Below are 25869 nucleotides of genomic sequence, written 5' to 3'. Positions count from 1 at the left end.
AGTGACGCCGATGGTAGCCCAGGGAAGTGCGTTGAACGGTCATTCAACTGTCAACGGCGGCTCGCAAGATTGCCGGCTATTCCCACCCCCTTCAGGAACCACCACGATGCGTCATCCTCTTTCCCGCGCCGTCGCCCTGGCGCTGGCCGCGTTGGTCGCCGGGCCGGTGTTCGCGCAGGAAGCCCCGCAGGAAGCCGCGACCCGGCAGGCGTCCGATCCGGTCACGCTCGACCAGGTCGTGGTGAGCGCGCAGAAGCGCGTGACCAACCTGCAGGAAACGCCGATCTCGGTATCGGTGCTCAACGACGAGGAACTGAAGGATCGCAGCGCGATTTCCCTCGGCAGCCTGGCCGACGGTTCGATTCCCTCGCTGCGTATCGCGCCGTTCGCCACCCGCAGCTCGGCGCTGAACATCGGCATCCGCGGCATCGGCGCCAGTGGCGATGCCAACCAGCCGGCGCGCGACCAGGGCGTGGGCGTGTACGTCGACGGCGTGTTCCTCGGCCGCGCCCAGGGGTTGGGGACCGCGCTGTACGACGTGGAACGCATCGAGGTGCTGAAGGGGCCGCAAGGCACGCTGTTCGGCCGCAATACCGAAGGCGGCGCCATCAGCATCGTGACCAAGGCGCCGACCGGCGAGTTCGGGCTGAGGACCAACGTCGGCGTCTCCAATTACGATGGCTACAGCAGCGGCATGCACCTGGATCTGCCGCGCGTGGGTGACGTCAGCTTCAAGATCGACGCGGTGCAGGCGCATCGCGGCGGCACCACCGACAATCCGATGCGCGGCCAGGAGGACTTCAACGGCTACGACAAGCGCGGCGCGCGCCTCAGTGCGCTGTGGCAGCCGAGCGACAGCTTCGAGGCCCTGTACGCGCTCGACCATTCCTATGACGCGACCACGCCCTACCATGCCCAGTACCTGGGCGGCGGCAGCGCGCGGCGCGGCCCGCTGCTAAGCGCCGGTGCGCAGCGCGACCGGCGCGACTCGGCCATCATCGGCGTGCCGCAGGAAGAGAACGTCGGCAAGACCGATGGCCACCTGTTGAACCTGACCTGGACGCTGTCGGACGATCTGCAGCTGAAGTCGATCAGCTCGTACCGACAGCTTGAGCAGGGCCAGTTCGACAACGGCCTGAACGATGCGATCTCCTCGTTCGCGCCGAACGGCGAGTTCGGCCGCTACAGCCTGGCCAAGTTCTACCAGCACCAGTACAGCCAGGAGTTCCAGCTGATCGGCAACACCGCGCAGGTGGAATACGTTGCCGGTGCGTTCTACTACCACGAGACCGTGGGCGACAACGCGCAGACCCCGAACACCTTGCGTTGGAACGCCGACGGCAGCGCCTACACCACGATCAACCAGCCGCTGGACCTGAGCAAGGTGCGCATCGACCGCGCCAGCAAGGCCAAGGCCGACAGCCTCGGTGTCTTCGGCCAGGCCACCTGGACGCCGGCCTCGATCGAGGACCTGCACCTGACCGCCGGCGGGCGCTGGACCAAGGACGACAAGGAAGGGCGGCTGCACACCTTGAACGGCGCGGCGTCCAACCTGGCGTTCGAAGGTTCGTGGAGCCGCTTCGACCCGATGCTCAACGTGGCCTACGACCTGGGCGATGACACGATGGTCTACGCCAAGTGGAGCACCGGCTTCAAGGCCGGCGGCGCCAATTCGCGTTCGATCAGCTATCGCGCGTTCGCGCCGGAAGAAGTCGAAGCGATCGAACTCGGCGCCAAGACCCAGTTCTGGGACGACCGCGCGCGGCTGAACCTGGCGCTGTTCTCCGCCACGGTCAAGGACCGGCAGATGGACTTCTTCCTGCCGCTGGCGCCGGGCCAGACCCGTACCGTGTCCGATACCACCAATGCCAGCACCGACGGCAAGTCCAAGGGCGCGGAACTGGAGTTCAGCATCATGCCGCTGGACGGCCTGACCCTGAGCGTGGACTACGCCTACACCAAGGCCGACCCGCTGAGCGCGCCCAATCCGTACGTGGCCGGCAATCCGCTGGTCACCGTGCTGCCGCTGTACGCGCCGGAAAACGCCGGCAGCATCGGTATCGACTACCTGGTGCCGCTGGGCGCTTCGGCGCTGAAGTTCCACCTCGACGGCAACTGGTCCGACGGCTACTACACCAGCGAGGTCGAGCAGACCCTCACCGACAGCTCCTTCGTGGTCAACGCGCGCGTGGCCCTGATCGACGTGCCGCTGGGCAGCAGCGGGGCCACGGCGGAATTCTCGCTGTGGTCGCGCAACCTGCTGGACGAGGAGCACCTGTTCTACACCAGCAATACCGCCAGCCTGGGCACCTACGGCATCTTCAACGACCCGCGCACCTTCGGGCTCGACGTCGCCATCCGCTTCTGAGGAACCATCACATGAAGAACAGCAAGCCACTGTTGGCCCTCGCCATTGCCGCCCTCGCGTTCGACGCGCAGGCGCAGCTGCCGACCGACATCGCCGTCGAGCGCGTGTCGCCGACCAGGATCGCCGTGGTCTGGACCGGCGCGCTGGCCGCCGGCGAAAAACTCGACCTCGTGCTCAGCGATGCCCAGGGCAAGGTCCCCGCCAACGCCAAGCGGATCGACGATGCGCCCGGCGCCACCGGCCGCGTGGAGCTCGAACATGCCGCCGGCACGCGCCCCTACGTGCTGGTCGACGACAACGAAGGCCACAAGGAAGTCGTCGCCGAACGCGTGCTGCCGCTGGAAGGCGGAGTCAATTTCCGCGACCTCGGCGGCTACCGCACCACCGATGGCCGCAGCGTCAAGTGGGGCAGGCTCTACCGTTCCGGCGTGATGAGCGACCTGACCGATGCCGACTACGCCTACCTGCAGAAGCTCGGCATCAAGACCATCTGCGACCTGCGTTCGCAGGAAGAGCGAAAGGTCGAGCCGACCGATGCGCAGCGCATCACCCAAGGTGGCGACTACTACAGCCTGGATTACAAGCTGGATTTCGACCCGGGCGCCTTCGCCAAGGCGTTCTCCACGCCGTCGGCCAACCCGGAAATGGCCGCGCTGCGCGTGTTCGGCAGTTTCTACCGGACGATGCCCAAGATGTACGCGGCGCAGTTCAAGCAGGCCTTCGCCGACCTGCAGGAAGGCAATGGCCTGCTGTTCAACTGCAGCGCCGGCAAGGACCGCACCGGCGTGCTGGGCGCGCTGGTGCTCACCGCGCTGGGCGTGGCCCCGGATACGGTCAGCGCCGACTACGCGCTGAGCGCGCTGGTCTATCCGAAGCAGGAAGCCGCACGCAAGGCCAAGCATGCCGCGTCCAAGGCCAAGGGCGCGCCCAAGGCCGACGGGCCGCACAGCGCGACGATGGAAGCGATGGGCAAGCTGCCGCCGGAAGCGCTGAAGGTGTTGTCGGGAACCGACGCCTCGCTGATCGCGGCCGCGTTCGACCAGATCCGCAACGACTACGGCTCGCTCGACGCCTACTTCGAGAAGGAACTGGAGGTGAGCCGCGAAGACCGCAAGCGCCTGCAGGCGATCTACCTGGAGCCTGCGCCGCTGGTGGCCGCAAGCGAACGGCGCGCCGCCCGCTAGCGGACGCGGCATCCTGGGCGTCATCGCCACCGCCGCGATTCCGATCATCGTGGTGGCGGTAGCGTTCGGCAGCGCAAGGGCGCGGCGCAGTCGGCCGCTTCGCCGCGCCCACGCTTGCGCACGGCACCACGGGCGAAACTTTGCAAGGACGGAAGAGATGCAACACGACAAGACGGGACGCCGGCGATCCGGCTGGCGGTATCGCTTGCGCACGCTATCGCTGGCAAAAACGTTCTGCTTCGCCTTGGGCGGCGCGATGCTGGCCGCTGGCGCCGGGGCGACGGCAACGTCGGTGCCGGCACCAGTGCCCACGCACTGGGCGCGCTATGCCGCGCTCGCCAGCGGCGAATTGCAGCACCGCCTCAGCGACGCAGGCGGCGAACTGGTGACGCGATTGCATGCGTGGCTGGAGCAGCCGCAGGTGGCGGCCGCACAGGCCGAGCCGTGGGTGGTGCGCATCTGGATCTCGGCGCAGGGCGGCATCGAACGCGCCGAGTTCCAGACGCTCGGCAGCCCCCAGGCCGACGCCGACCTGCGCGCGCTGTTGGCCGCCAAGCCGCTGTCGGCGCCGCCGCCGGCCGATATGCGGCAACCGCTGGTGCTGGGACTGTCGCTGCGCGCGAATCCGGATGACGCGCCGCCTGGCTCGCAGCACTGAGGCGCCGGCCGCGCGAGGTTCCATTTTCGTGCAGCCGCTCCTTCGCCGCTTCAACGGTTGGGGACGACCGGGCGCGGCGCGGGCGGTGGCGGCCGTTGCGGGGTGGTGGACTTGCCGAAGGCATTGCCCATCCGCTGGCTGGTGGCGGCGCGATCCGCCAATCCCAGTGCGGCCGGCGGGCGCCGGGCGATGCGCTCGGATGCGGTCATGGCGGCGGGCCGGCCGTCGGCAGCTATGCGTTGGCCGGCGAGCATCTGGCTGAAGCAGTCGTAGTCCGGAATGCGTTCGCCGTTCACTTCGACTTCGATGCAATGCAGCGCTGCGTCGTCGGCATCCGGCGGTTGCGGATCGGTCGCGTGCGCATCGGCCGCAAACAGCGCCAGGGCGATCGACAGGATGGACAGACGGGGACGCGACGTTCGAGGTCGGGGCATGGCTGTCACTGGATTGAAATCGAGCCCGATTAGTGTGATGGATTCCGCGTTGCGATGGTGGCGCGTCTTGCATGCAGTTTGATGACATCTGGACGCGACGCCATCGGTAGCCATACGCCGCGGCATGCGTCCGGATCATCCAGGGGCAGGTGGTATGCGCTCGCCGTGTTGGCGCTCGCCTGGCTGCATCCGGCGCCAGCGTTCGCGGACACACCTCGATCGGGCGACAGCGCGCAGGCGCGGGTGGAGGCGGTGCGCGCGTTCGACATCCCTTCGCAACCCTTGGCCGATGCATTGCAGGCGTTCGGGGAGACGACCGGATTGGCCGTGCTGATCGATTCGCGCCTGCTGGTCGGGCTGGAGTCCTCGCCGGTCGCGGGACGCTATCGGCAAAGGGAGGCTCTGCAGTTGATGTTGGTCGGCACAGGGCTTGCGCCCAGGTACGTGGAGGACGGGGCGTTCACCCTGGTGGCGGCAGAAACCGTCGCGTCCGGCATCGAAAACGCGCATGCGGCGCTCGCCACGACGGCGGGAAGCGCGGCTGCGCGCGCGAGCAGCGCGCGCGTCATCCAGCGCTCGCTGGAGCAGGCCTTGTGCGCGTCGACGCTGGCGCGCCCGGGGCGTTATCGCGCCGGGGTGCGCTTCTGGCTGGACGAACGCGATCGGATCCGGCAGCCGGAGCTGTTCGAATCCAGCGGCGATGCGCAACGCGATGCGGAGATCGTGCGGCGCCTGGCCGGCTTGCCGCTGCGCGGCCTGCCGAGCGAGGTGCCGCAACCGGTGATGCTGTTGTTGCTGCCGGAATCGGACACGTCCACACCACCGTGCAAGCACTCGCGATGAGTGCCGGCCTACGCAGCCTGTTCCTCGACAACTACGAGGCCTTCCGCAAGCGCTTGAGGCGGCGGTTGGGCTCGGACGATCTGGCGCTGGACGCGTTGCAGGAAACCTGGCTGCGGGTGGAGCGCATGGGCGCTGCGACCCACCCGCAGCGCAATCCGGTCGCCTACCTGTTCCGGATGGCGGTGAACGTCGCCTCGGACCAGCGTGCCAGCCAGGCGCGGGTGCTGACCGGCGAAGAAATCGAGGCGCTGATGGACGAGGACACTGGCGGCATCGATCCGGCGGTGGTTGCCTTCGGCCAGTCGGAACTGCTGTTGCTCGCGCAGGCGCTGCAGGAACTCAGCCCGCGGCAGCGCGCGATCCTGGTGGCGGCGCGGATCGAACAGCGGCCGTTGGACCTCATCGCCCAGCAACATGGCGTGTCGCTGCGGATGATCGGCAAGGAATTGAAGAAGGCGCTGCAGCACTGCGCGATGCGGCTGGACCGGCAAGTCGTGCAGCGGTTCGGTCCGGGGGCGGGAAAACCGTCCTGATGAATATGAAGACCACAGAACCGATGCCCATCGGTGCGTCCGTCAGGGAGCAGGCGCAGCACTGGCTGCTGCGGCTGACGTCCGGTCGCGTCACCGCGGACGATGCGGAGGCGTTCCGCCGCTGGCGCCAGGCCGATCCACTGCATGCGCGCGCCTTTGCCGAAGCCCGGCAGGTGTGGCGGGCGCTGGAGCCGGCGCACCGGTTGGCGGTGGCTGCCGAGCGCGAGCGGGTCGATGCCGCTGCCGCGCCCAGCACTGCCGCCATGCCGCTTGCGCCACGTCCGGGCGCCAGCGCCGGGCGCGGGCATGGGCGCGAGCGGCGCATGGGACGTCGCGCGTTCCTCGGCGGCGCGGTGGCGGCCGCCACGGGCTGGATGGTCGCCAAGTCGCCGTTGGGCCTGTGGCCGGACTGGCAGGAAATGTCGGCCGACTACCGCACCGCCACCGGCGAAAGCCTCCAATTCGACGTGCAGGGATTGACCATCGCGATGGCCACCCGGACCGCGCTGAAGCGCCAGTCCGCCGGCGCCGGTCGGCCGGTCGCCATGGAACTGCTGGAAGGCGAAGCGCAGTTCGAATTGCCCCGCGCCGCGGCGGCAGGCGTCTCGATCCTGGTCGCAGGCGCCGAGGTCGTCGCCGCGCCCGGCTCGCGCATCAACGTGCGTTGCGTGGACGAGGACATCCGGGTGACCTGCCTGCAGGGCCAGGCGCGGGTCGGCCGCAATGGACGCAACGTGGTGCTGCAGCCGGCCTGGCAGGCGCGGTTGGCGCCGGATCGGATCGCATCGGTGGCGCAGGTCGATGCCGAGCGCATCGACGGTTGGCGGCACGGCCTGCTGATCTTCAACAACGAGCCGCTGGCGGCGGTCGTGGACGAAATCAATCGCCACCGCAGCGGACGGATCGTGGTGACCAACGACGCGTTGGCCGAGCGGCTGGTGCAGGCGCGGATCCCGCTCGATCGCCTGGACACCTTCGTCGACCTGGTGCGCGATGCCTACGGCGCAAGGATCCTGTCGATGCCGGGCGGCGTGATCGTGATGAGCTGAGGCGGTCTTCAGGCGGTGCCGGACGATCGCAGGGGAGCGGTCGCCGCGTGCCGCGGATGCCGCAGGCGCGTCGGGCGCGCGCGGTATAGCGCGTCCACATGACATCGGCATGAAACGCGCCAGGCGATTTGCGGCTGTTTCGCGGCGCTCATGAAATTTTTGTTGCAGCGGTTCAGTCCGCGCCGCAAGCGCCGGTCTTATCCCTCGTAACGAGCGCAACGCGGTGCATTGCGACGATCGTGGCCCGCATGCGCGGCCGTGATCGGCATGGAGCGAAGGCGCTCGTCCATATCAGCGAACGATATTCCGACGGGTGGATGCAATGGTGAAACAGGCGAACCAGGCTGGCCGCAACTCCGCGAACCGCGGCCTGCGGATCAAGCCGCTGGCACATGCGATCACCGTGCTGCTGGTGGCCAGCGGCATGGCCGGCAGCGTGCATGCGCAGCAGGCATTCAGCGCCGGCTGGTTCGCCGCCAAGGGCGCGCAGCAGCAGGCCGCGGCGCAGACCGGCCAGCTGCCCAATGGCATGCCGGCCAACCTGCCGCGTCCCCAGCAGCAGACCCAGGAGGCGCGCGACAAGCTCAAGACGTCGCTGGAGAACCTGGGCACGGCGGCGCAGGCCATCGCCGTGCAGCAGCGCATGCAGCAGGCCGCGCGCGACGCGGCGCGGGTGCGCCCGGCCAGCGTGCCCGACGGACTGGGTGAGGGCGGCCTGAAGATCGACGACAACGCGCTGACCAGCGGTTGGCACAACGCGAAGGACCCCACCCAGGCGGTCGCCGGCGGCAAGACCACCGTCACCATCGAGCAGACCGGCGACAAGGCCGTGCTCAACTGGGAGACGTTCAACGTCGGCCGCGACACCCTGGTGGATTTCCGCCAGGACGCGAGCTGGTCGGTGCTCAACCGCATCAACGATCCGCTGGCGCGGCCATCGCAGATCCAGGGCCAGATCAACGCGCCCGGCACGGTGTTCCTGGTCAACCGCAACGGCGTGGTGTTCGGCGGCGGCAGCCAGGTCAACGTCAAGAACCTGGCCGCCTCGGCCGTGGACATCAGCGACCAGCAGTTCGCCAAGGGGCTCTACAGCGAGGCCAAGGGCAGCGGATTCGTTCCCACCTTCGCCAACGATCTCGCCAGCGCCACGAACGGCTTCGGCCAGGCCAGCGGGAGCGTCGTCGTCGAGCGCGGCGCCCAGATCACTACGCACACCCCGTCGACGGTCACCGAAGGCGGCGGCTACGTGATGCTGCTCGGCGCCGAGGTCCATAACCATGGCCAGATAAGCGCGGCCAACGGCCAGGCCACGCTGGCCGCCGGCGATGCCTTCGTGATCCGCAAGGGCATGGGCACCGAGCAGAACCAGACCTCGACCACGCGCGGCAATGTGGTGACCGCGTTGCGTTCCGGACCCGGCGCGAGCCAGGCCGCAGACGCGGCGCCGCGTGCCGGCGGCGTAGTGAGCAATACCGGCCTGATCCAGGCCAGCACCGGCGACATCACCTTGGCCGGACGCGACGTGCGCCAGCAGGGAACGCTGCTGTCGACCACGTCGGTGCATACCCGCGGCACCATCCACCTGAGCAACGACGCAGGCGACGCGGACGGCCAGGTTCGCCTGGGCGAAGGCAGCCTGACCGCGATCGTGCTCGACGACAGCGCGACCACCGCGCTGGACGTGCAGCGCGAGACCCTGGTCAAGGACGCGGACAAGCCGGGCGACGGCGTCCAGCATCGCCGCGACCAGTCGCTGGTGCAGATCGCCAGCGGCGGCGACGTGACCTTCGACGGCGGCAGCCTGACGCTGGCCACCAGCGGCCAGATGCTGGTCGACGCCGCCGGCACCAGCCGGGTGCAGGAAGGCGCGCGCATCGACGTGTCCGGCCACGTGGGCGTGAAGATCGCGATGGAAGCGAACAACGTCCAGATCAACGTGCAGGGCAACGAGCAGCGCGACGCACCGGTGAACCGCGACGGCAAGGCGCTCAACAACAACAACATCTGGCTGGACCGGCGCGACCTGGTGCTGGTCCCGGCGGGCACCAACGGCTACGAAGCCGATCGCTGGTACACCGCCGGCGGGCTGCTGGAAGTGGGCGGCTACCTGGGCATCACCGGCCATGGCATCGGCGAGTGGTCGGCGCAGGGCGGCACCGTGCAGTTCGGCGGTGGCGAGCTGGTCAGCCAACGCGGTTCCAGCATCAACCTGTCCGGCGGCACCCTCGACGTGCAGACCGGCTATGTCAACCAGACCCACCTCAAGGGCGCCGACGGCAAGCTCTACAACGCGTCGACCGCGCCGGGCGACCTGCTGTACATCGGCCTGTACCGTGGTTTCGAGGATACCCACGAACGCTGGGGCGGTGCCGCCACCGCGTACTACTACAGTCCCTTGATCGGCAGGCAGAAGCGGCTGGAGAACGGCTACACCGTCGGCCGCGACGCCGGCCGGCTGGTCGTGGCCACCCGCGCCGCCACGCTGGAAGGCGACATCGAGACCGCCACGTTCCAGGGCGACCGGCAGACCCAGGCGCGCGAGCAGGACCTCGACGGGTATCGCCAAAGCCAGACCGCCGCGGCGCGCAACGGCGAGCTGATCGTCGGCAGCTACGCCACGGTGTACGACAAGGACGCGCAAGACCTGCGCTACAGCGCCGGCGCGGTCACGAAGGAGATCGTCATCGGACAGGCTGCCGACGAGGAAACGGGGCAGACCGGCACCGATGCGCAGGGGAGCGACATCGATGCGCAACGCATCGTGCTGGACGCGGGCTGGCTCAACCGTCAGGAACTGGGTTCGCTGGAGGCCTACGCGACCGCTGGCGTGGAGGTGAACGAGGCGGTCGCGGTGGCGGCCGGTGGGCAGATCGCTTTGCACGCCACGCAGGTGGACGTTGGCGCCGATCTCACCGCGCGCGGTGGCCGCATTGCCCTGGGCAACGTGGTCGAGAAATGGACCGGCAACCTGGGATGGATCGAAACGGCGGTGGCGCCCGTGCCGGACGGCATGTCCGCGCGCACGGCGATCGATGAAGGTGTGGTGCTCGATACGCGCGGCCTGTGGACCAACCTGGCGTGGGACGGCGGCGACATCGGCGGCATGCCCTATGCGGGCGGCGGCGACATCGACGTGCGCAGCAGCGGCAGCGTGAGCGTGGGCAAAGGCGCGCTGCTGGACGCCTCGGCAGGCGCGGTGCTGATGGCCGACGACACCCTGCGCGGCGGACGCGGCGGCGACATCGCGCTGATGGCCAGCGATCTGTTGACCAGCGAGACCGTCGACGACGCCAAGCCGGGACGGTTGACGCTGGCAGGCGAAGTGCGCAGCCAGGGCGTCAAGGGCGGCGGCCGGCTGACCTTGCAGTCCGGCGGTTCGGTGGTGATCGGCGGTCAGGTGTCGGGCAGCGATGGCGTGCTGAGGCAAGGCGAGGCCTCGCTGATCGATCTGATCACCGAATCAGATTTCAGCGTGGCCGAGGGCGCCGTGTTGCCGTCGGACTATCGCTACACGCGCAGCCACGCCAAACCGGGCGAGGCGGTGGGTTCGGCCCCGGTGGTCGCGATGAACCGGCCGGAAACCCACCTGACGCTCGCTGCCGCCTGGACGCTGCCGTTGCCCGATTCCGGCGCCAGCTATTGGGTCAACACGTCCGCCGGCGAGCAGATCTTCGTGTACTCGTACAACCCGCCGCCGCAGTTGCCGGCCGGCACCGTCATCACCAACATCGATGGCACGTTTCCCACCGGCTATGTGGTACAGGGCAAGGTGTTCCCCAGTGGCCTGGCGGTCAAGCCGGCGACGGCGGTGGTGAAGGCCGGCGATCGGGCACCGGTTGCGGTGGTGTTCGAGGCGGGAACCCGCATCGCCGCGGGCAGGGTGCTCCAGCAGGACGTCGCGGTGGCCGCGCCGCTGCATCTGGATGCGGACCTGTTCGCGCAGGGTTTTTCTTCCTACGAGATCCACGGGCAGCAGAGCCTGGCGGTCGCCGAGGGCGCCACGATCGACGTGCGCATGCCGGTGCTGCAATGGGACCGGTCCAGCGCGCGGTTGGTCGAGACCGGGGCCGATCCGAGCGCGGCATTGACGCTGTGGCAGCCGCCGCAGTTCCAGGAAGACGTGACCGCGGCGCGGCTATCCCTCCGCGATGGCGCCGACCTGCAACTGCACGCGGGCAGCCGTTTCGGCGCGCCGTCGACCCTGTCGATCGGAGAGGGCGCGCGCGTCGGCGTCGATCCCGGGCGCAGCATCGGCTTGACCGGCAACGGGCAAATCACCGTGGAAGGCACGTTGCGCGCTGCAGGCGGCCACATCGATCTGCACATCGACGACTTCGATCCCGCGCTGAACACGGGCCAGTCGCATGACCGCTCGCTGTGGATCGGCGAAACCGCGCTGCTGGATGTCGCCGGTCTCGCGCATGTCGCGCTGGACGCGCAGGGCCGCCGCTATGGACAGGTGACCGATGGCGGCCGCATCCAGATCGGCGGCACGTACCAGGCCGATGCCACCGAGGTCGGCGCAGCCGACGCGTTCGTGGTGGTGCGTCCCGGTGCGCGGCTGGAGGCGTCCGGCGCGGCGGCCACGCTCGACGTCCCGCAAGGGCAGGCGGCCCCGATCGCCTCCGATGGCGGGCTGATCCATCTGGCCAGCTCCAATGGCCTGTTCGTCGATGGCGACCTGCGCGCGGCGGCAGGCGGCGCCGGCGCGGCGGGCGGCACCCTGGCGCTGGCGCTGGAAACGCCGAACTATCCGCTCGCCGACAGGCCGGATCCGCGCGTGCGCAGCGTGCGTGAAATGCACCTGGTGGCCGAGCAGGAGCGCGAAGCGCTGCCGGAACAGCTGCAACCGGGGTACGCGGGGACCGGGTTGGACTACGGCCATGCGCGCATCGGCGTGGACCGGATCCAGGCCGGCGGCTTCGACAATCTCTCGCTGCTGGTCAACGGCGTTCTCGGCATCGGCGATGGCGTGGACCTGCAGCTGGGCCAGAGCCTGCGCCTGACCGCCGGCAGCATCAGTCTTGCGCCGGGTTCACAAGGCGCCGACATCGCGCTGGCGGCCCCCTACGTACGGCTAGCCGGCGCCACCCGCTCGCAGAAAGACCACCACGCCATGCCCTACCCGGTGCCTTCGGGCTTGCCGGACGTTCTCGAAGGCTCGCGCCTGACGATCGACAGCAGCCTGCTGGATGTCATCGAAGACGTGGCCTTCGGCACCGCCGGCATCGCGGCCCAGGCCAGCGGCACGCCGCTGGACGTGCAACGCGCCGGCTTCGAAACCGTGGAGCTGCGCAGCCAGGGCGATCTGCGCTTCCTCAAGGCCACCGCCAAGGATCGGACGTCGCTGGACACCGGCGGCGACCTGGTGCTTGCGGCCAGCCAGATCTATCCGGCGACCGGCGCGCTGGCCGAGGTGAACGTCGGCCGCTATCCCTACTTGAACCAGTGGGGCGGCGAAGCCGTGGCGTTCGACGGCGAGCGCAGCCTGCGCATCGAGCGCATCGAGCGCATCGAGCGCACCGGCAGCGCCGAGCCGCGCGTGCCGTTCTCCGTCTTCGGCAGCCTGTATCTGCGCTCCGGCGCGATCGACCAGGGCGGCGTGCTGCGCGCGCCGCTGGGCACAATCGTCATGGGCAGTGGCAACACGTTGGTGGATCCGGACGAACACGACGTCGGCCAGCCGAGCAACGTGGTCCTTCGTCCCGGCAGCATCACCTCGGCCAGCGCCGCCGGATTGACCATGCCCTACGGCGGCACCGTCGACGGCCTGACCTACACCTACGATGGCCGCGACGTGACCTATCAGGGCCTCGGCAGCCTGATGGGTTCGGTGCAGTTGGACGGCGGCAGGATCGAGGTGCAGGACGGCGCATCGATCGATCTGTCCGGTGGCGGAAAACTGGCCGGTGCGGCGTTCCTGTCCGGGCGCGGCGGCTCCACCGATGCGCGCCTGAATCCGCTGGTGCAGATGGCGGCCGATGGCGGTGGCTTCGTGCTGCCGGGCCTGTCGACCAATCCGGTCTATGCGATCGTCCCGGGCACGCAGCCGGGCTACGCGCCGGTAGCGCAGGAACACGGCGCCGGCGATCCCGCGATCGGTCGGCAGATCACCCTGGGCGAAGGCGTGCCCGGCCTGCCCGCCGGCACCTACACGCTGCTGCCGCCCTCGTACGCCTTGCTGCCCGGCGCGTTCCGCGTCGAGCTCAACGGCCTGGCCAACAGCGTGGCGGCCGCCGGCGCGGTCAGCCCGATGCGCAACGGCTCCTACGGCGCATCCGCGCGGCTGAGCGTCGCCGGTACCGATATCGCGGACGCCTTGCCGACCCAGGCGATCCTCACCTCGGCCGACACGCTGCGCGCCTATTCGCAGTACAACGAAACCAGCTTTGCCGAGTTCGGCCTGGCCTGGGCCGAGCGCGACGGCGTGCCGCGGCCGCTGCTCGAGCGCGACGCCAAGACCCTGCACCTGGCGCCGGGCAATGGCCTGGACGATCGCCACGGCCTGCAGATGGCCGACGGCACGGTGCGCTTCGCGGCGGCCGAAGGCGGTTACGGCGGCACCTTGGTGGTGCGTGGCCGGGACATCGAGATCCTGGGCGAAGGCGCTGCCGCGACCGAAGGATTCGACGGCGTCTCGCTGCATGCCGACGTGCTCAACGGAATGGGTGCTTCGACCCTCAGCATCGGCAACGAGTTGATATCGCAGTTCACAGACGTGCAGCGCAGGACGCAGAACGCGCACCTGGTCAGTCTCGGCAGCGTCTACACCAGCGCGCGTTCGATCACGCTGCGCGAAGGCGCCGTGCTGTCCGCAGCCCAGGTGTTCCTGATCAGCGGGCAGCCCGCGGGCGGCATCACCGTGGAGCAGGGCGCCTCCATCGACACGTTGGGCCGCGGCGCGGCGGCCTGGGACTCGAAGCTGGGCTACGTGTTCGAACCGGGCCTCAATGGCGTGCTGGCGCTGTCCAATGGTTGGCTGGACATGCTGGCACCGCAAGCCAGCGACGGCCTCTACGGTTCCGGCAAGATCGATATCGGCGCCTGCGCCGAGGGCGCCAGCTGCACCGGCAGCACGCGGCTCTACGCCGAGGGTACGATCACCGCTGCCACCGAGAAGGCGTTCCTGCTGGACGACTCGGTGCGCTACGGCACGCGCAACCTGGTACTGGCGGTGGGCGGCATCAACATCGGCAGCGAACAGGCGCTGGCCGATGCCGCCGCGCGCGGCGTCCTGCCCAATGGCCTGACCCTGAACCAGCAGGTGCTCGACCGGTTGTTGGCGGGCGACACCAGCACCGGCACGCCGGCGTTGGAGAACCTGGTGCTCACCGCGCGCGATTCGGTGAACTTCTTCGACTCGGTGGAGTTGTCCACGTTCGACGCGCTCACCGGCAAGTCGTCGTTGAAGCAGTTGGTGTTGGGCACCCCCGCGCTCTACGGCCATGGCGATGCGGCGGACGTGGCGCGCATCGAAACCGAAACGCTGGTCTGGAACGGCGCCAAGGGCGCCGCCGGCAGCCTGGTCGCCGGCGGCCCGGGTTCCGGCAGCGGCCAACTGGTCGTCGATGCGCGCCAGATCGAGTTCGGCTACGGGCCGCGCAGCCAAGCGGACACGCTGGCCACGCACGACCGCCTGGCCCTGGGATTCGCCAGCGTCGCGCTCAATGCCAGCGAACGGATCACCGCCAACCACAAGGGCAGCCTGTCGGTTTACCAGTCCCGCGATGGCTGGGACGACGCCAGCAAGTCGTTCCGCTACAGCGGTGGCGATCTCAGCATCTCCACGCCCTTGCTGACCGGCCATGCCGGTTCGGTGAACACGATCAAGGCCGGCGGCAACATCACCGCCACGGCACCCGCGGGCACCGGTCGGCCCTCGCCGGACAGCGCCGCGCTGGCCGATGCGCTGGGTGCCGAACTGGTCCTGGACGCGCGCGGCGCGCTGACGCTCGACACCGCCGTCCTGCTGCCCAGCGGCAGGCTGACACTGACGGCGGACGGCGACGTGGCGCTGGCCGATGGCGCATGGCTGGATCTGGCCGGCAGGAAGATCGATTTCTACGATGTCAGCAAATACAGCTGGGGCGGCGACGTCGTCCTCGACAGCCGCCAGGGCGATGTCCTCCAGTCGGCGGCGTCGCGCATCGATATCTCCGCCGACTTCAACCGCGCCGGCAAGCTGACGGCGATGGCGCTGGAAGGCGGCGTCGATCTGGCCGGCGCGATAGCCGCCGGCAGCAGCGGGCACTACGACGCCGGCGGCACCGCGGTGCCGTTCGCTTCCGGCTACATCGACGTGCGCGGCCAGCGCATCGCCGACTTCGGCGGCCTCAACGCCAGGCTGACCGCAGGCGAAGCGTTCGGCGGCCGCAGCTTCCAGCTCGGGCAGGGCGACCTGGCCGTCGGCGACGAACTCAAGGCGCGCGAGATCAACGTCTCCGTCGACAACGGCAGCCTGACCGTCAACGGCACGGTCGATGCCAGCGGCGAGCAGGTGGGCAGCATCCGCCTGGCGGCGAACACGGGCGTCACCCTGGCTGGCAGCGCGGTGCTCGACGCCAGCGGCAGCGTGGTGCGCACGGACAGCTACGGCAAGGCGATCGAGGCGCCGAACCGCGCGACGATCGAAATAGATTCCGGCGATGGCCGCCTGACCATCGGCAGCGGGGCGCGCATGGATCTGGGCGTGGCCGGCGCGAGCGCCGACTACGGCACCGTCACGCTCAACGCGCCACGCCTGGGTGGCGCCACCGGCAACGACGTGGACATCGACGCGTCGGGCACGGTGCGGATCGCCGGCGCCCGTGCGGTCACCGTCAATGCCTTCCACCGCTACGACGACGCCGCTGCCGGGACGGATATCGGCGTGGACGGCCGCGACTACCAGACCATCGACCAGGCCTACTTGGACCGCAAGCATGCCGACAGCCAGCAGTTCGTCGCCAACGCGCTGGCGAACGGCGGCCTGATGAACGGCAAGCTGGGCGGACTGCGCGCCTACGGCAACCAGTTCCATCTCCGCCCGGGTATCGAGATCGTCAGCAGCACGGCCGATGGCGATCTGCACATCGATGGCGACATCGATCTGTCCGGCCATCGCTACGCCAGCGTCAATCCGCATGCGCAGCTGACCGGCGCGTACGGCTCGGGCGAAGCGGGCGCACTGCTGATCCGCGCGGGCGGCGACCTGGAAATCTTCGGCAGCCTGAGCGACGGCTTCGACGGATCGAAACTGCCGGTCTCGCCGGACGACAAGGGCTGGGTGCTGCCGGCCGGGCGCATGCCCTGGGGCGGGGACCTGATCATTCCGCATGGCGGCCTGGTCACCCTGGCCGAAGGCACGCAGTTCGCGGCCGGGCGCACGCTCAACTACGACCTGCCCACCCAGGCCATGACGCTGCCGACAGGCACGGTGCTGCCCGTCGCGATGCCGCTGGAGCAGGCGCTCACGCTGCCGGCAGGCAGCGTGCTCGGCGCGGCGGTGCGCGATGTCGGCGGCAACGTCGTCCATGCGGCGGGCACGGTGCTGCAGCAGCCGGTCGAACTGCAGCCGGGCATGCAACTAGGCGCCGGGTTCCGCTTGCCATCGGAAACGCAGATGGCGGCCTTCGTGTGGCCGGCCGGCGTGCCGCTGCCGGCGAACATGACCCTGGAGCGGCCGCTGGCATTGGCCAAGGGCGCGATCGTGCCCGGCGAGACCGACGTCAAGCTTCCCGGCGACGCGGTCATGGTCAACCTGCGTCCGGCGGTCGATGCCGACGGCAACCAGGGCAGGACCTGGGCGTTGGCGCCGATGTTGCCGCAAGGGTCGCAATCGTGGGATCTGCGCCTGGTCGCCGCTGCGGACACGGCGGCGGCGGACACCCGGCTGGTCCGGCACGGCAGCGATGCCCGCCTGCACTTGGCAGATACGCATTTCGGCCTGGGCTTCATGGAAGTGGAGATTCCCGGCAGCGGCAGGCCAGCGACCTATCACTGGGCGCCGGATGTCGACGTGGCGACGTGGGAATCGATTGGTGTTGTCGGCATCGTGCCTGGCGAAGAGATTTCGGCGGACATGATGCAGATGCTGCGCAACATGGGCTTGATCTCCGAAACGCCATTGGAACTCAACGACTGGGGGCTTGGCGCGGTGGCCGGGGTCCTGGATCCAGGCAAGCCCGCCGAAACACGCGTGGAAGGCCGGCCGGCACGCCAGCAACTGTTCAGCGTGCTGCGCACCGGCACCGGCGATCTGGACCTGATCTCCGGTGGCGATTTCCAGATGAGTTCGCCCTATGGCATCTACACCGCAGGCACCGCGTCGGCATCGCTGGGCTTGGCGTACGACCAGCGCCGGGGCCGACTGGCCAATGGCAGCGTGCTCGGCAGCGAAGGCACGGAGTACGAGGCCTGGGTCGACGGGGGCAACGGCAGCCTGTACCAGGCGTGGTACCCGGAGCATGGCGGCAACGTGCTGCTGCGCGCGCAGGGCGACGTCATCGGCGATCTCATCGGACAGAACGCGGGGCTTTACCGGTACAACGTGACGCTGGGCAACGTCCGCGAACATGTCGGTACCACCGCCGTGGGCAGCTGGCTCTGGCGCCAGGGCACCGGCAGCGTGGACACCGGCGCGGACGCCGTGCCGGCGGCCTGGTGGATCAACTTCGGCACGTATGTGGCCGGGCCGGCCAATGGCCAGCGGGACGAGACCGGCCAGTCGTTGTTCGCCAATACGCCGTTCCTCACCGGATTCACCGGGATCGGCACGCTGGGCGGCGGCAACCTCAGGCTGGAAACGAATGGCGACGCCGGTATGATCGGCGCGCGCGGCGATGCCGCGCTCGCCGGACAGACCGGAAATGCCACCTCGTATGCGCCGCGCAGCCAGGGTCTGCACTTGGCGGTCGCCAGCACAGGGCGGATGACCGCGGCCGGCGAGCTGGTACAGACTGGCGGTGGCGATCTGGACATCCGCCTCGGCGGCGCGCTCAATCCCAACCCGGGCCTGCAGCGCAACGAGCACGATCTCAACAGCACCTTCGTCAACCTGCGTGGCGCGCTGAACCTGCAGGCCGGCGCCGTCGGCGGCGTGCAGCTGCGGTATGGCGTGCTCGACCACCTGGACTCGCGCGGCGGCGATCCCTTCGCCGCCGGACGTTCGCTGTCGGGCGGCGGACCGGTGCTGGTGATCGGCGATGCGACCGCACGCCTGGACAGCCGGGGCGATCTGGTCCTGGGCGGCGTGGTCGATCCCGGCCGCAGCCTGCAGTACAACGCCACGCCGTTCTCCTACCAAGGCGTCGCACACGAGGGCGAGGGTTGGAGCTGGTTCTCGCTGTGGACGCCGGCCAGTGCGGTGGATCTGTTCAGCGCCGGCGGAAATCTGACCCCGACCACCGCGTGGGCCGAGAGCGGCGTGACGGAAGACATGGTCAATCCTTCCCACGGCCGCAACCAGTCGGCCAGCCTGGACGGCCACTTCTATCCTTCGATCCTGCGCGCGGTCGCGGCCAACGGCAGCATGTACTACGGCGTGGGCACCACCCCGCTGCGCAACAACGTGGGGCAGACGCCGTTGCGGGTGTCGATGGGCTTGACCCTGGCGCCGTCGCCACACGGCGAGCAGTTCGTCAACGTCACCGGCAAGGGCGAACTGCAATTGCTGGCGATGGACTCGATCTACGCCAGCGGCTATCCGATCACCGCCTCGACCGCCGACCCGCTGGCGCTGACCAGTCCGTTCCGTCCCGGCTTCTCCGGCCTGCTGTCCTACACCGGCGGCGGCCAGTGGGGCTTCGATCCGGTGCGCGTGCACAACGTGGCCCCGGAAGCGGCGGCCTATAGCGACTGGGCGCTGGAGGGCGGACGCTACAACGGCGCCGCGCTGTTCACCTTCGCCAGTGCGGCTACGTCCGCCTACGCGCCGCAGGCGCAGCAGCCGGCGCAGTACTACGCGGTGCAGGGCGACATCGTGGGGCTGCGTACCGGCAACATCGCCTCGCTGGGCTACCAGGGCCGCGACGGCGTGCGCTACGAAGGCTCCATTCCGGTGGCCATCCGCGCCGGCCGCGACATCACCGATTCCGGCACGCCCCTGGGCAAGAACGACACCGTCGTCGCCGGCAAGGGCAACCTGATCTCGCACACGCATGCGGACGACATCTCGGTGGTGGAAGCGGGCCGCGATATCCGCCACAGCAGCTTCTACATCACCGGGCCGGGCTTGCTGGAAGTCACCGCCGGGCGCCACCTCTACTTCGCGGACAAGGGCGAATTGAAGAGCCTAGGGGCGGTCGTGAACGTCTCCCCGGACGATCGCAGCAGCGGCGCGAGCATCGCCGTTGCCGCCGGCATGGGCGATGGCGCGAACTGGTCCGGCTTTGCGGAGCGTTACCTGGATCCCGGCAACCAGGCCGATTCCGAACGGCCGTTCGCCGATCAGCCCGGCAAGGCCTTGACCATCTACAGCGGCGAGCTGACCTTGGCGCGCTGGTTGCAGCGCGAGTTCGGCTACAGCGGCGATGACGCCGGCGCCGCGGCGTTCCTGGCCGGCAAACAGACCGAGCTGGACCAGCGGCGCAACGACGCCGTGGCGCAGGGGCAGGCCGCCAGCAATCGCTCGCTTTCCCGCGAATACAAGGTCGAGAGCCGACTGCACCTGGTGAACTGGCTGAGCGAGCGCTTCGGCAACGGCAGCGGCAATGGCCTGGGCCTGCATTTCGACGCGGCGACGATGGATGCGCGTGCGTTCTTCGGCGGCCTGCCGCCGGAACAGCAGCGCGCCTTCCTGCGCAACGTGTACTACGCCGAACTCAAGATCGCAGGACGCGAATACAACGACCAGGACGGCCAACGCTTCGGCAGCTACCTGCGCGGCCGCGAGGCTATCGCCACGCTGTTGCCGGAGCAGGACGCCGCCGGCCACAAGCGCGTCTACGAAGGGGATCTGACCCTGTTCAGCAGCGCGCTCTATTACAACGACTGGGTGACCTCGAACGGCATCGGCAAGGACCGCCCGACCCCCGGCAAGACCTACATCACCAAGGCCGAATGGGAGGCGTTGGGCAGCCCGGGCTACGACGTGGCGTTCTACGACGTGCTCGATGCCGGCATCCACACCAACTTCGGCGGCGACATCAGCATCATGACGCCGGGCGGACGCACGTTGGTGGGCGTGGACGGCGGATTCGTTCCGGGTGCCGGATCGGGCGTGATGACCCAGGGCGAGGGCGACATCAACCTGTACGCGCTCGACGACATCCTCATGGGCCAGAGCCGCATCTTCACCACCTTCGGCGGCAACATCCTGGCGTGGTCCGCGCAGGGCGACATCAACGCCGGCCGCGGCAGCAAGACCACGGTGGTGTACACCCCGCAACGCCGCGCCTACGACGACGTCGGCAACGTCAGCCTGTCGCCGAGCGCGCCGAACACCGGTGCGGGCATCGCCACGCTCAATCCCGTACCCGAAGTGCCGCCGGGCGACATCGACCTGATCGCGCCGCTGGGCACCATCGATGCGGGCGAGGCCGGCATCCGCGTGTCGGGCAACGTGAACCTAGCCGCGCTGCAGGTACTCAATGCCGAGAACATCCAGACCCAGGGCGAAGCCACCGGCATCCCGGTGGTGGCGGCGGTGAACGTCAGTGCGTTGACCTCGGCCAGCGCGGCGGCCAACAGCGCGGTGCAGGCGGCGCAGGACATGGTGAAGCGGCAGACGCAGCAGTCGCGGCCCTCGGTGATCAGCGTGCAGGTGCTGGGGTTCGGCGAGGATTCCAGCAGCGCCGAACCGCCGCGCAAGGACGAGGGCTACGACAGCAACAGCGTGGTGCAGGTGGTCGGCATGGGAGAGCTGACGCCCGAGCAACGCGCGCGCTTGGCGCCGGACACGCAATGACGGCAATCGTCATGGCGCTCGTGGCGAAGGCGCCCAGCGAGCGCCTTCGCCACGAGACGGGACCGCAAGCGCGGCCCTTTGCAACGTCGGCGATACATGCGCGCGCCATGATGCGCGGGCCGCAGGAACCACGCAGGGGAAACCGTTTCCGCGCGCCCGGGCCGACACCTGCATGAAGCGCAGCCGCGACGGCTTCTTCACCCTTTTCCGTTTCGAGAATCCACCGATGTTCCAATCGAACAAGGCGCTTGCGTTCGCGCCATTGACCCTGTGCATCCTGGCCGGCCTGAACGTGGCCAGCGCGCAGTCGGCGCCGCCGGAAAACGCAGCGCCGCCGACAGTGCCGGACGCCGTGGCGGCGCAAGCCGCTGCGCCGACGCCGCCGGCGCAGCGCGTCAACATCAACGAGTACCTGGTGCGCGGCAATACGGTGCTGGCGGCCCGCGACATCGAAAAAGCGGTCTCGGCCTACCTGGGCCCGGGGCGGACCTTGCAGGACGTGGAAGCCGCGCGCACCGCGCTGCACGCGGCCTACCAGCGCAACGGTTACCAGTCGGTGTACGTGGACCTGCCGGAACAGCAGGTCAGCGGCGGCGTGGTGATCCTGCAGGTGACCGAAACGCGCATCGGCCAGGTCAGCGTGAGCGGCGCCGAGCACAACGACAGCGACGCGCTGCGCGAGCGCGTGCCTGCCTTGCGCGCAGGCAGCGTGCCCGATTTCGACCTGGCGCAGGAGCAGCTGGCGGCGTTGAACCGCACCGCCAAGCGCCAGGTGGTGCCGCTGGTCAAGCAAGGCAAGGCCGACGGCACCATGGACGTGGACCTGAAGGTGCAGGACAAGTCGCCGTGGCGTTTCGGCGCCACGCTCAACAACGACCACAGCGCCGATACCGAGCCGCTGCGCTCGATCCTCACCATCGGCCACGACAACCTGTGGCAGAAGGAGCATGTGGCGTCGCTGACGTTCTTCGCCGCGCCGCAGGACCTGGACCAGGCGAACGTGTGGTCCGGTTCCTACGCCATGCCATTGGGAAGCCCGGACTGGACGCTGGAGTTCTCCGGCTACACGTCCGACAGCAACGTCGTGTCCACCGGCCAGACCAATGTCACCGGCAAGGGCCACGCCCTGGGCGCCAAGCTGGTGCGCACGCTGCCGATGGCCGGCGCGTGGTGGCACCAGCTGTCGATCGGCGTGGAGTTCAAGGACCTGGACGAGTCGGTGGCGATGGTCGGCATGCCGTCGGACTTCGCCCCGCTGAAATACGCGCCGGTGACCTTCGCCTACAGCGGCTTCCGGCAGGGCGACAAGCACCATCTCAGCGTCGGCCTGCAGACCGTGTTCGGCACGCGCAGCCTGCTCGGCTACGGCAGCAGCGACGACGAGTTCGACTGGAAACGTGCGCATGCCGACGGCAGCTTCTTCGCGGTCAAGGCCGACATCAGCGACACCTACACGATGGAGAACGGCGCGCAATGGTTCGCCCGGATCTCCGCGCAGCTGACCGACCAGCCGCTGGTGTCGGGCGAACAGTTCGCCGCCGGCGGCATGTACACGACCCGCGGCTACCGTTCCGCCGAAGGCATCGGCGACTACGGCGGCCTGGCCACCATCGAGTGGCGCAGCCGTCCGCTTGCGCTGTGGAACCTGCAGGACTGGCGCGTCTACAGCTTCCTCGATGGCGCCTGGCTGGGGTTGCGCAGGCCGCTGGCCGAGCAGGACGACGCATCGTCGATGGCGGCGATCGGCGTGGGCACCAGCTTCCGCGTCACCGAGCACTTCAACGTCCGCCTCGACTACGGCCACACGCTGACCGACGGGCCGACCACGACCAAGGACGCCGACCGCCTGCATATCAGTGTCGGCGCCAACTACTGAACACGCCTTCCAACGCGACACCTCGGAGATTCCATCAAATGCAACGCCTCATCACCCTGTTGTTGTTCCTTCTGGGCATGTCGATGCTCGGCGCGGCCCATGCCGAAACCCCGTGGTGGCAGGCGGACTGGAAGTACCGCAAGCCGATCACCATCGACGCCGGCCCGCAGGGCGCGGCGCTGGGCGGCAACGTCGGCCGGGTGCCGGTGCTGATCCGCCTGCATAGCGGCAACTTCGCCTTCGACGGCCTGGCCGATGGCGGCAAGGACATCCGCTTCGTCGGCAGCGACGGCCGCACCATCCTCAACCACCAGATCGAGCAGTACGACGCCAACCTGGCCATGGCGCTGATCTGGGTGGACGTGCCCGCCGTCAACGGCACCGCCGCGCAGACGATCTGGATGTACTACGGCAATCCGAACGCGCCGGCCGCTGGCAACGGCCAGCTGGCGTTCGACCCGGACTACACCGCGGTCTACCACTTCGCCGAAGCGGGCGCCGAGCCGCGCGACACCACCGCCTACGCCAACCATGCGGCGGGCAAGCTGGCCGCTGCCGAAGGCGCGGTGATCGGGCGCGGCGCGCTGCTAGCCGGACAGCCGATGCGCCTGCCGGGATCGCCGTCGCTGGCGACCACCGCCGGCGGCGCGATGACCTTCTCCGCCTGGATCAAGCCGGAACAGCTGGGCGCCAACCAGGCGATCTATGCGCGGCGCGAAGCAGGCAATGCGCTGCTCGTCGGTCTCGACAACGGCGTGCCCTATGTCCAGATCGGGCAGAGCCGCAGCGCGGCCGTGCCGCCGTTGAAGGCGGGCCAATGGGCGCACGTCGCGCTGGTCGCCAGCGAAGGCGCGGCGATCCTGTACGTGGGCGGACGCGAGGCCGCACGCATCGACGCGGCGTTGCCGGCCTTCGGTGGCGAAGCGCTGGTCGGCGGCGACGCCGCGGCTGCCGCCCCGGTGCCGACCGATCCGGCCGCGCCCGCCGCGGCGATTCCGCCGGCCAACCCGTTCGCCGGCGCGATCGACGAAGTGCGCGTGTCCAAGGTCGCCCGTCCCGCCGCCGTGCTGCTGGCCGATGCCAGCGCGCAGGGCGCCGAGTCGCGCCTGACCGCGTTCGGCGAGGACGAACAGACCGCCGGCGTGAGCCACTTCGGCTTCATCCTCAAGGCGATGCCGGTCGATGCGTGGGTGGTGGTGATCGTGCTGGGCATCATGCTGTTGCTGTCGTGGGCGATCATGGTCGCCAAGAGCCGCTACTTCGGTACGGTGGCCAAGGCCAACGCCGCCTTCACCCAGCAGTACAAGAAGGTCGTGGGCGCGCCGGTGGCGACGCTGCAGGACCTGGAGAAGCAGGGCGCGATCGGCGCGCAGATCCGCGATACCTCCACGCTGTGGCGGCTCTACCGGATCGCGATGGACGAGCTGCAGGGCCGCCAGGCGCGCGGCGCGCACGGGCTGTCGGCGGCGGCCATCACCTCGATCCGCGCGTCGATGGATGCGGAGGTCACCCGCGAAGCCGAGCGCATGACCAAGCGCATGAACTGGTTGTCCACCACCATCGAGGGCGCGCCCTACATCGGGCTGTTCGGCACCGTCATCGGCATCATGCTGGTGTTCGCGGTCGCGGCGATGGCCGGTGCGGTCGACATCAACTCGGTGGCGCCCGGCATGGCCGCCGCGCTGCTGTGCACGGCCGCAGGCCTGGGCGTCGCGATCCCGGCGTTGTTCGGCTACAACTGGCTGGCGTCGCGCGCCGAATCCATCGCCGCCGACATGGCGGTGTTCGTCGACGAGTTCACCGCGCGCCTGGCCGAAGAGTTCGACCGTTCCGGATCGCCGGCGCCGCTTGCGTCCGTGCAGGCCTGAGGAGGCGCGTCATGGCCAGGCCCAAGAGATTCGGTATCAAGAAACGCGAGAAGGGGATCAATGTCACCCCGTTCGTCGATGTGCTGCTGGTGGTGCTGGTGATCTTCATCCTGACCAGCAACGCGACCATTCCCGGCATCCAGGTGAACCTGCCCAAGGCCAGCTCGAGCATGGCGCTGGAGAAGCCGAAGACCAAGGCGATTACTGTCGACAACGCCGGCCAGATCTTCCTGGACGCCTTTCCGGTCAGCCTGTCCGAACTGGAAGACCGGCTGCGCAGCGAGAAGGCGGTCAACCCCGACTTCCCGGTGATCGTGCGCGGCGATGCGCAGGTGCAGTACGCGCGCGTGGTCGAGGTGCTGGACCTGCTGCGCAAGGTCGAGATCAGCCAGGTCGGGCTGGTCACCGGCAAGCCACAGGGGTGACGGCGTGACTTCCTCCCATCCCGATCGGGGCGGACCCACGCGCCCATGGCCACGCTGGCTGCCGGCAGTCCTCGCCTCCATCGGCCTGATCGCGGCGCTGGGCTTTCTGGCCTGGTACCTGCTCTTCAAGGACGCGGCGAGCACGCGGCGCCCGGTGGCGGAGACGCCGATGGTGATGTTGCCGCCACCGCCGCCACCGCCGCCGCCGGAACCGGAGCCCGAACCGGAACCAGAGCAGGAGCCGGAGGAAACGATGCCCGAACCCGAGCCGCTGGACGAAGCGCCCAAGCCGGCCGAGGAAGCGCCCACGCCCGACGCAGCGGATCCGGTGACCATGGATGCCGACGCGCAGGCCGGCACCGACAACTTCGGCATCCAGTCCGGCAGCGGCGGCGGCAGCACCGGCGCGGGCGGCGCCGGTGGCGGCGGCAACGCGTCCTACGGCCGCTACCTGGGCTACGTGCTGCAGCAGGCGGTGTCCCGCGACGAACGCATCCGCAAGCTGGCCTTCCAGCTGACCGTGCACGTGTGGCTGGACGGTTCGGGCCAGCTGACCCGCGTGGAGCTGTTGCGTGGCAGCGGCAACCACGAGGCCGACGAAGCGGTGCTCGCGGTCATCCGCGCGGTCGGGCGCGTGGACGAGATTCCGCCGGCCTCGTTGAAATTTCCCGCGCGCGTGCTGGTGCAGGGACGGCGTCCGGCCGGATGAGCATGCGTTCGAATCAACCCTTTCGAAGACTTCCAAA

The 25869-nt window shown here is 69.2% G+C and carries 12 protein-coding genes; 11 read left to right on the top strand and 1 reads right to left on the bottom strand.

The window, feature by feature from the left end:
- Positions 1–106: 106 nt before the first annotated feature.
- From VDQ83_RS00485 to VDQ83_RS00475, 3 genes are all read left to right on the top strand, one after another.
- Positions 107–2368 (top strand): TonB-dependent receptor, encoded by a 2262-nt coding sequence (locus VDQ83_RS00485; protein ID WP_455433481.1) that lies wholly within the window; start codon positions 107–109, stop codon positions 2366–2368.
- A gap of 11 nt (positions 2369–2379) precedes the next feature.
- Positions 2380–3552, top strand: a complete 1173-nt coding sequence (locus VDQ83_RS00480) for a tyrosine-protein phosphatase (protein WP_455433480.1) — start codon at positions 2380–2382, stop codon at positions 3550–3552.
- Positions 3553–3856: 304 nt separating this feature from the next.
- Positions 3857–4210 (top strand): hypothetical protein, encoded by a 354-nt coding sequence (locus VDQ83_RS00475; protein ID WP_455433479.1) that lies wholly within the window; start codon positions 3857–3859, stop codon positions 4208–4210.
- A 50-nt stretch (positions 4211–4260) separates the two neighbouring features.
- Here VDQ83_RS00475 and VDQ83_RS00470 read toward each other — a convergent pair whose 3' ends face one another.
- Positions 4261–4758, bottom strand: coding sequence for a hypothetical protein (locus VDQ83_RS00470; protein ID WP_455433478.1), 498 nt, complete (start codon positions 4756–4758; stop codon positions 4261–4263).
- 51 nt (positions 4759–4809) lie between these two features.
- Here VDQ83_RS00470 and VDQ83_RS00465 point away from each other — a divergent pair, with 51 nt between their 5' ends.
- The 8 genes from VDQ83_RS00465 to VDQ83_RS00430 all read left to right on the top strand — a co-directional run bounded on the left by VDQ83_RS00465 (position 4810) and on the right by VDQ83_RS00430 (position 25832).
- Positions 4810–5487 (top strand): STN domain-containing protein, encoded by a 678-nt coding sequence (locus tag VDQ83_RS00465; RefSeq protein WP_455433477.1) that lies wholly within the window; start codon positions 4810–4812, stop codon positions 5485–5487.
- Positions 5484–6020, top strand: a complete 537-nt coding sequence (locus tag VDQ83_RS00460; RefSeq protein WP_309913550.1) for an RNA polymerase sigma factor — start codon at positions 5484–5486, stop codon at positions 6018–6020. The genes VDQ83_RS00465 and VDQ83_RS00460 overlap by 4 nt, the downstream gene beginning before the upstream one ends.
- Positions 6020–7069: a FecR family protein gene (locus tag VDQ83_RS00455; RefSeq protein ID WP_455433476.1), complete on the top strand. Its 1050-nt coding sequence runs from the start codon at positions 6020–6022 to the stop codon at positions 7067–7069. The genes VDQ83_RS00460 and VDQ83_RS00455 overlap by 1 nt, the downstream gene beginning before the upstream one ends.
- Positions 7070–7394: 325 nt before the next feature.
- Positions 7395–20954: a filamentous haemagglutinin family protein gene (locus VDQ83_RS00450; RefSeq protein WP_455433475.1), complete on the top strand. Its 13560-nt coding sequence runs from the start codon at positions 7395–7397 to the stop codon at positions 20952–20954.
- Positions 20955–21126: 172 nt separating this feature from the next.
- A complete protein-coding gene (locus VDQ83_RS00445; RefSeq protein ID WP_455433474.1) occupies positions 21127–22830 on the top strand; it encodes a ShlB/FhaC/HecB family hemolysin secretion/activation protein in 1704 nt (567 codons plus the stop codon).
- A 38-nt stretch (positions 22831–22868) separates the two neighbouring features.
- Positions 22869–24698, top strand: a complete 1830-nt coding sequence (locus VDQ83_RS00440; protein WP_455433473.1) for a DUF2341 domain-containing protein — start codon at positions 22869–22871, stop codon at positions 24696–24698.
- A gap of 11 nt (positions 24699–24709) precedes the next feature.
- Complete coding sequence (locus tag VDQ83_RS00435) at positions 24710–25123, top strand: ExbD/TolR family protein (protein ID WP_263395912.1); 414 nt, start codon at positions 24710–24712, stop codon at positions 25121–25123.
- A 4-nt stretch (positions 25124–25127) separates the two neighbouring features.
- Positions 25128–25832 (top strand): energy transducer TonB family protein, encoded by a 705-nt coding sequence (locus VDQ83_RS00430; RefSeq protein WP_455433472.1) that lies wholly within the window; start codon positions 25128–25130, stop codon positions 25830–25832.
- Positions 25833–25869 lie beyond the last annotated feature (37 nt).

This window comes from Xanthomonas sp. WHRI 7945, assembly GCF_035026585.1.
Note: the sequence above shows the minus strand (reverse complement) of the source record. Positions and strands in the feature narration are given on the sequence as shown.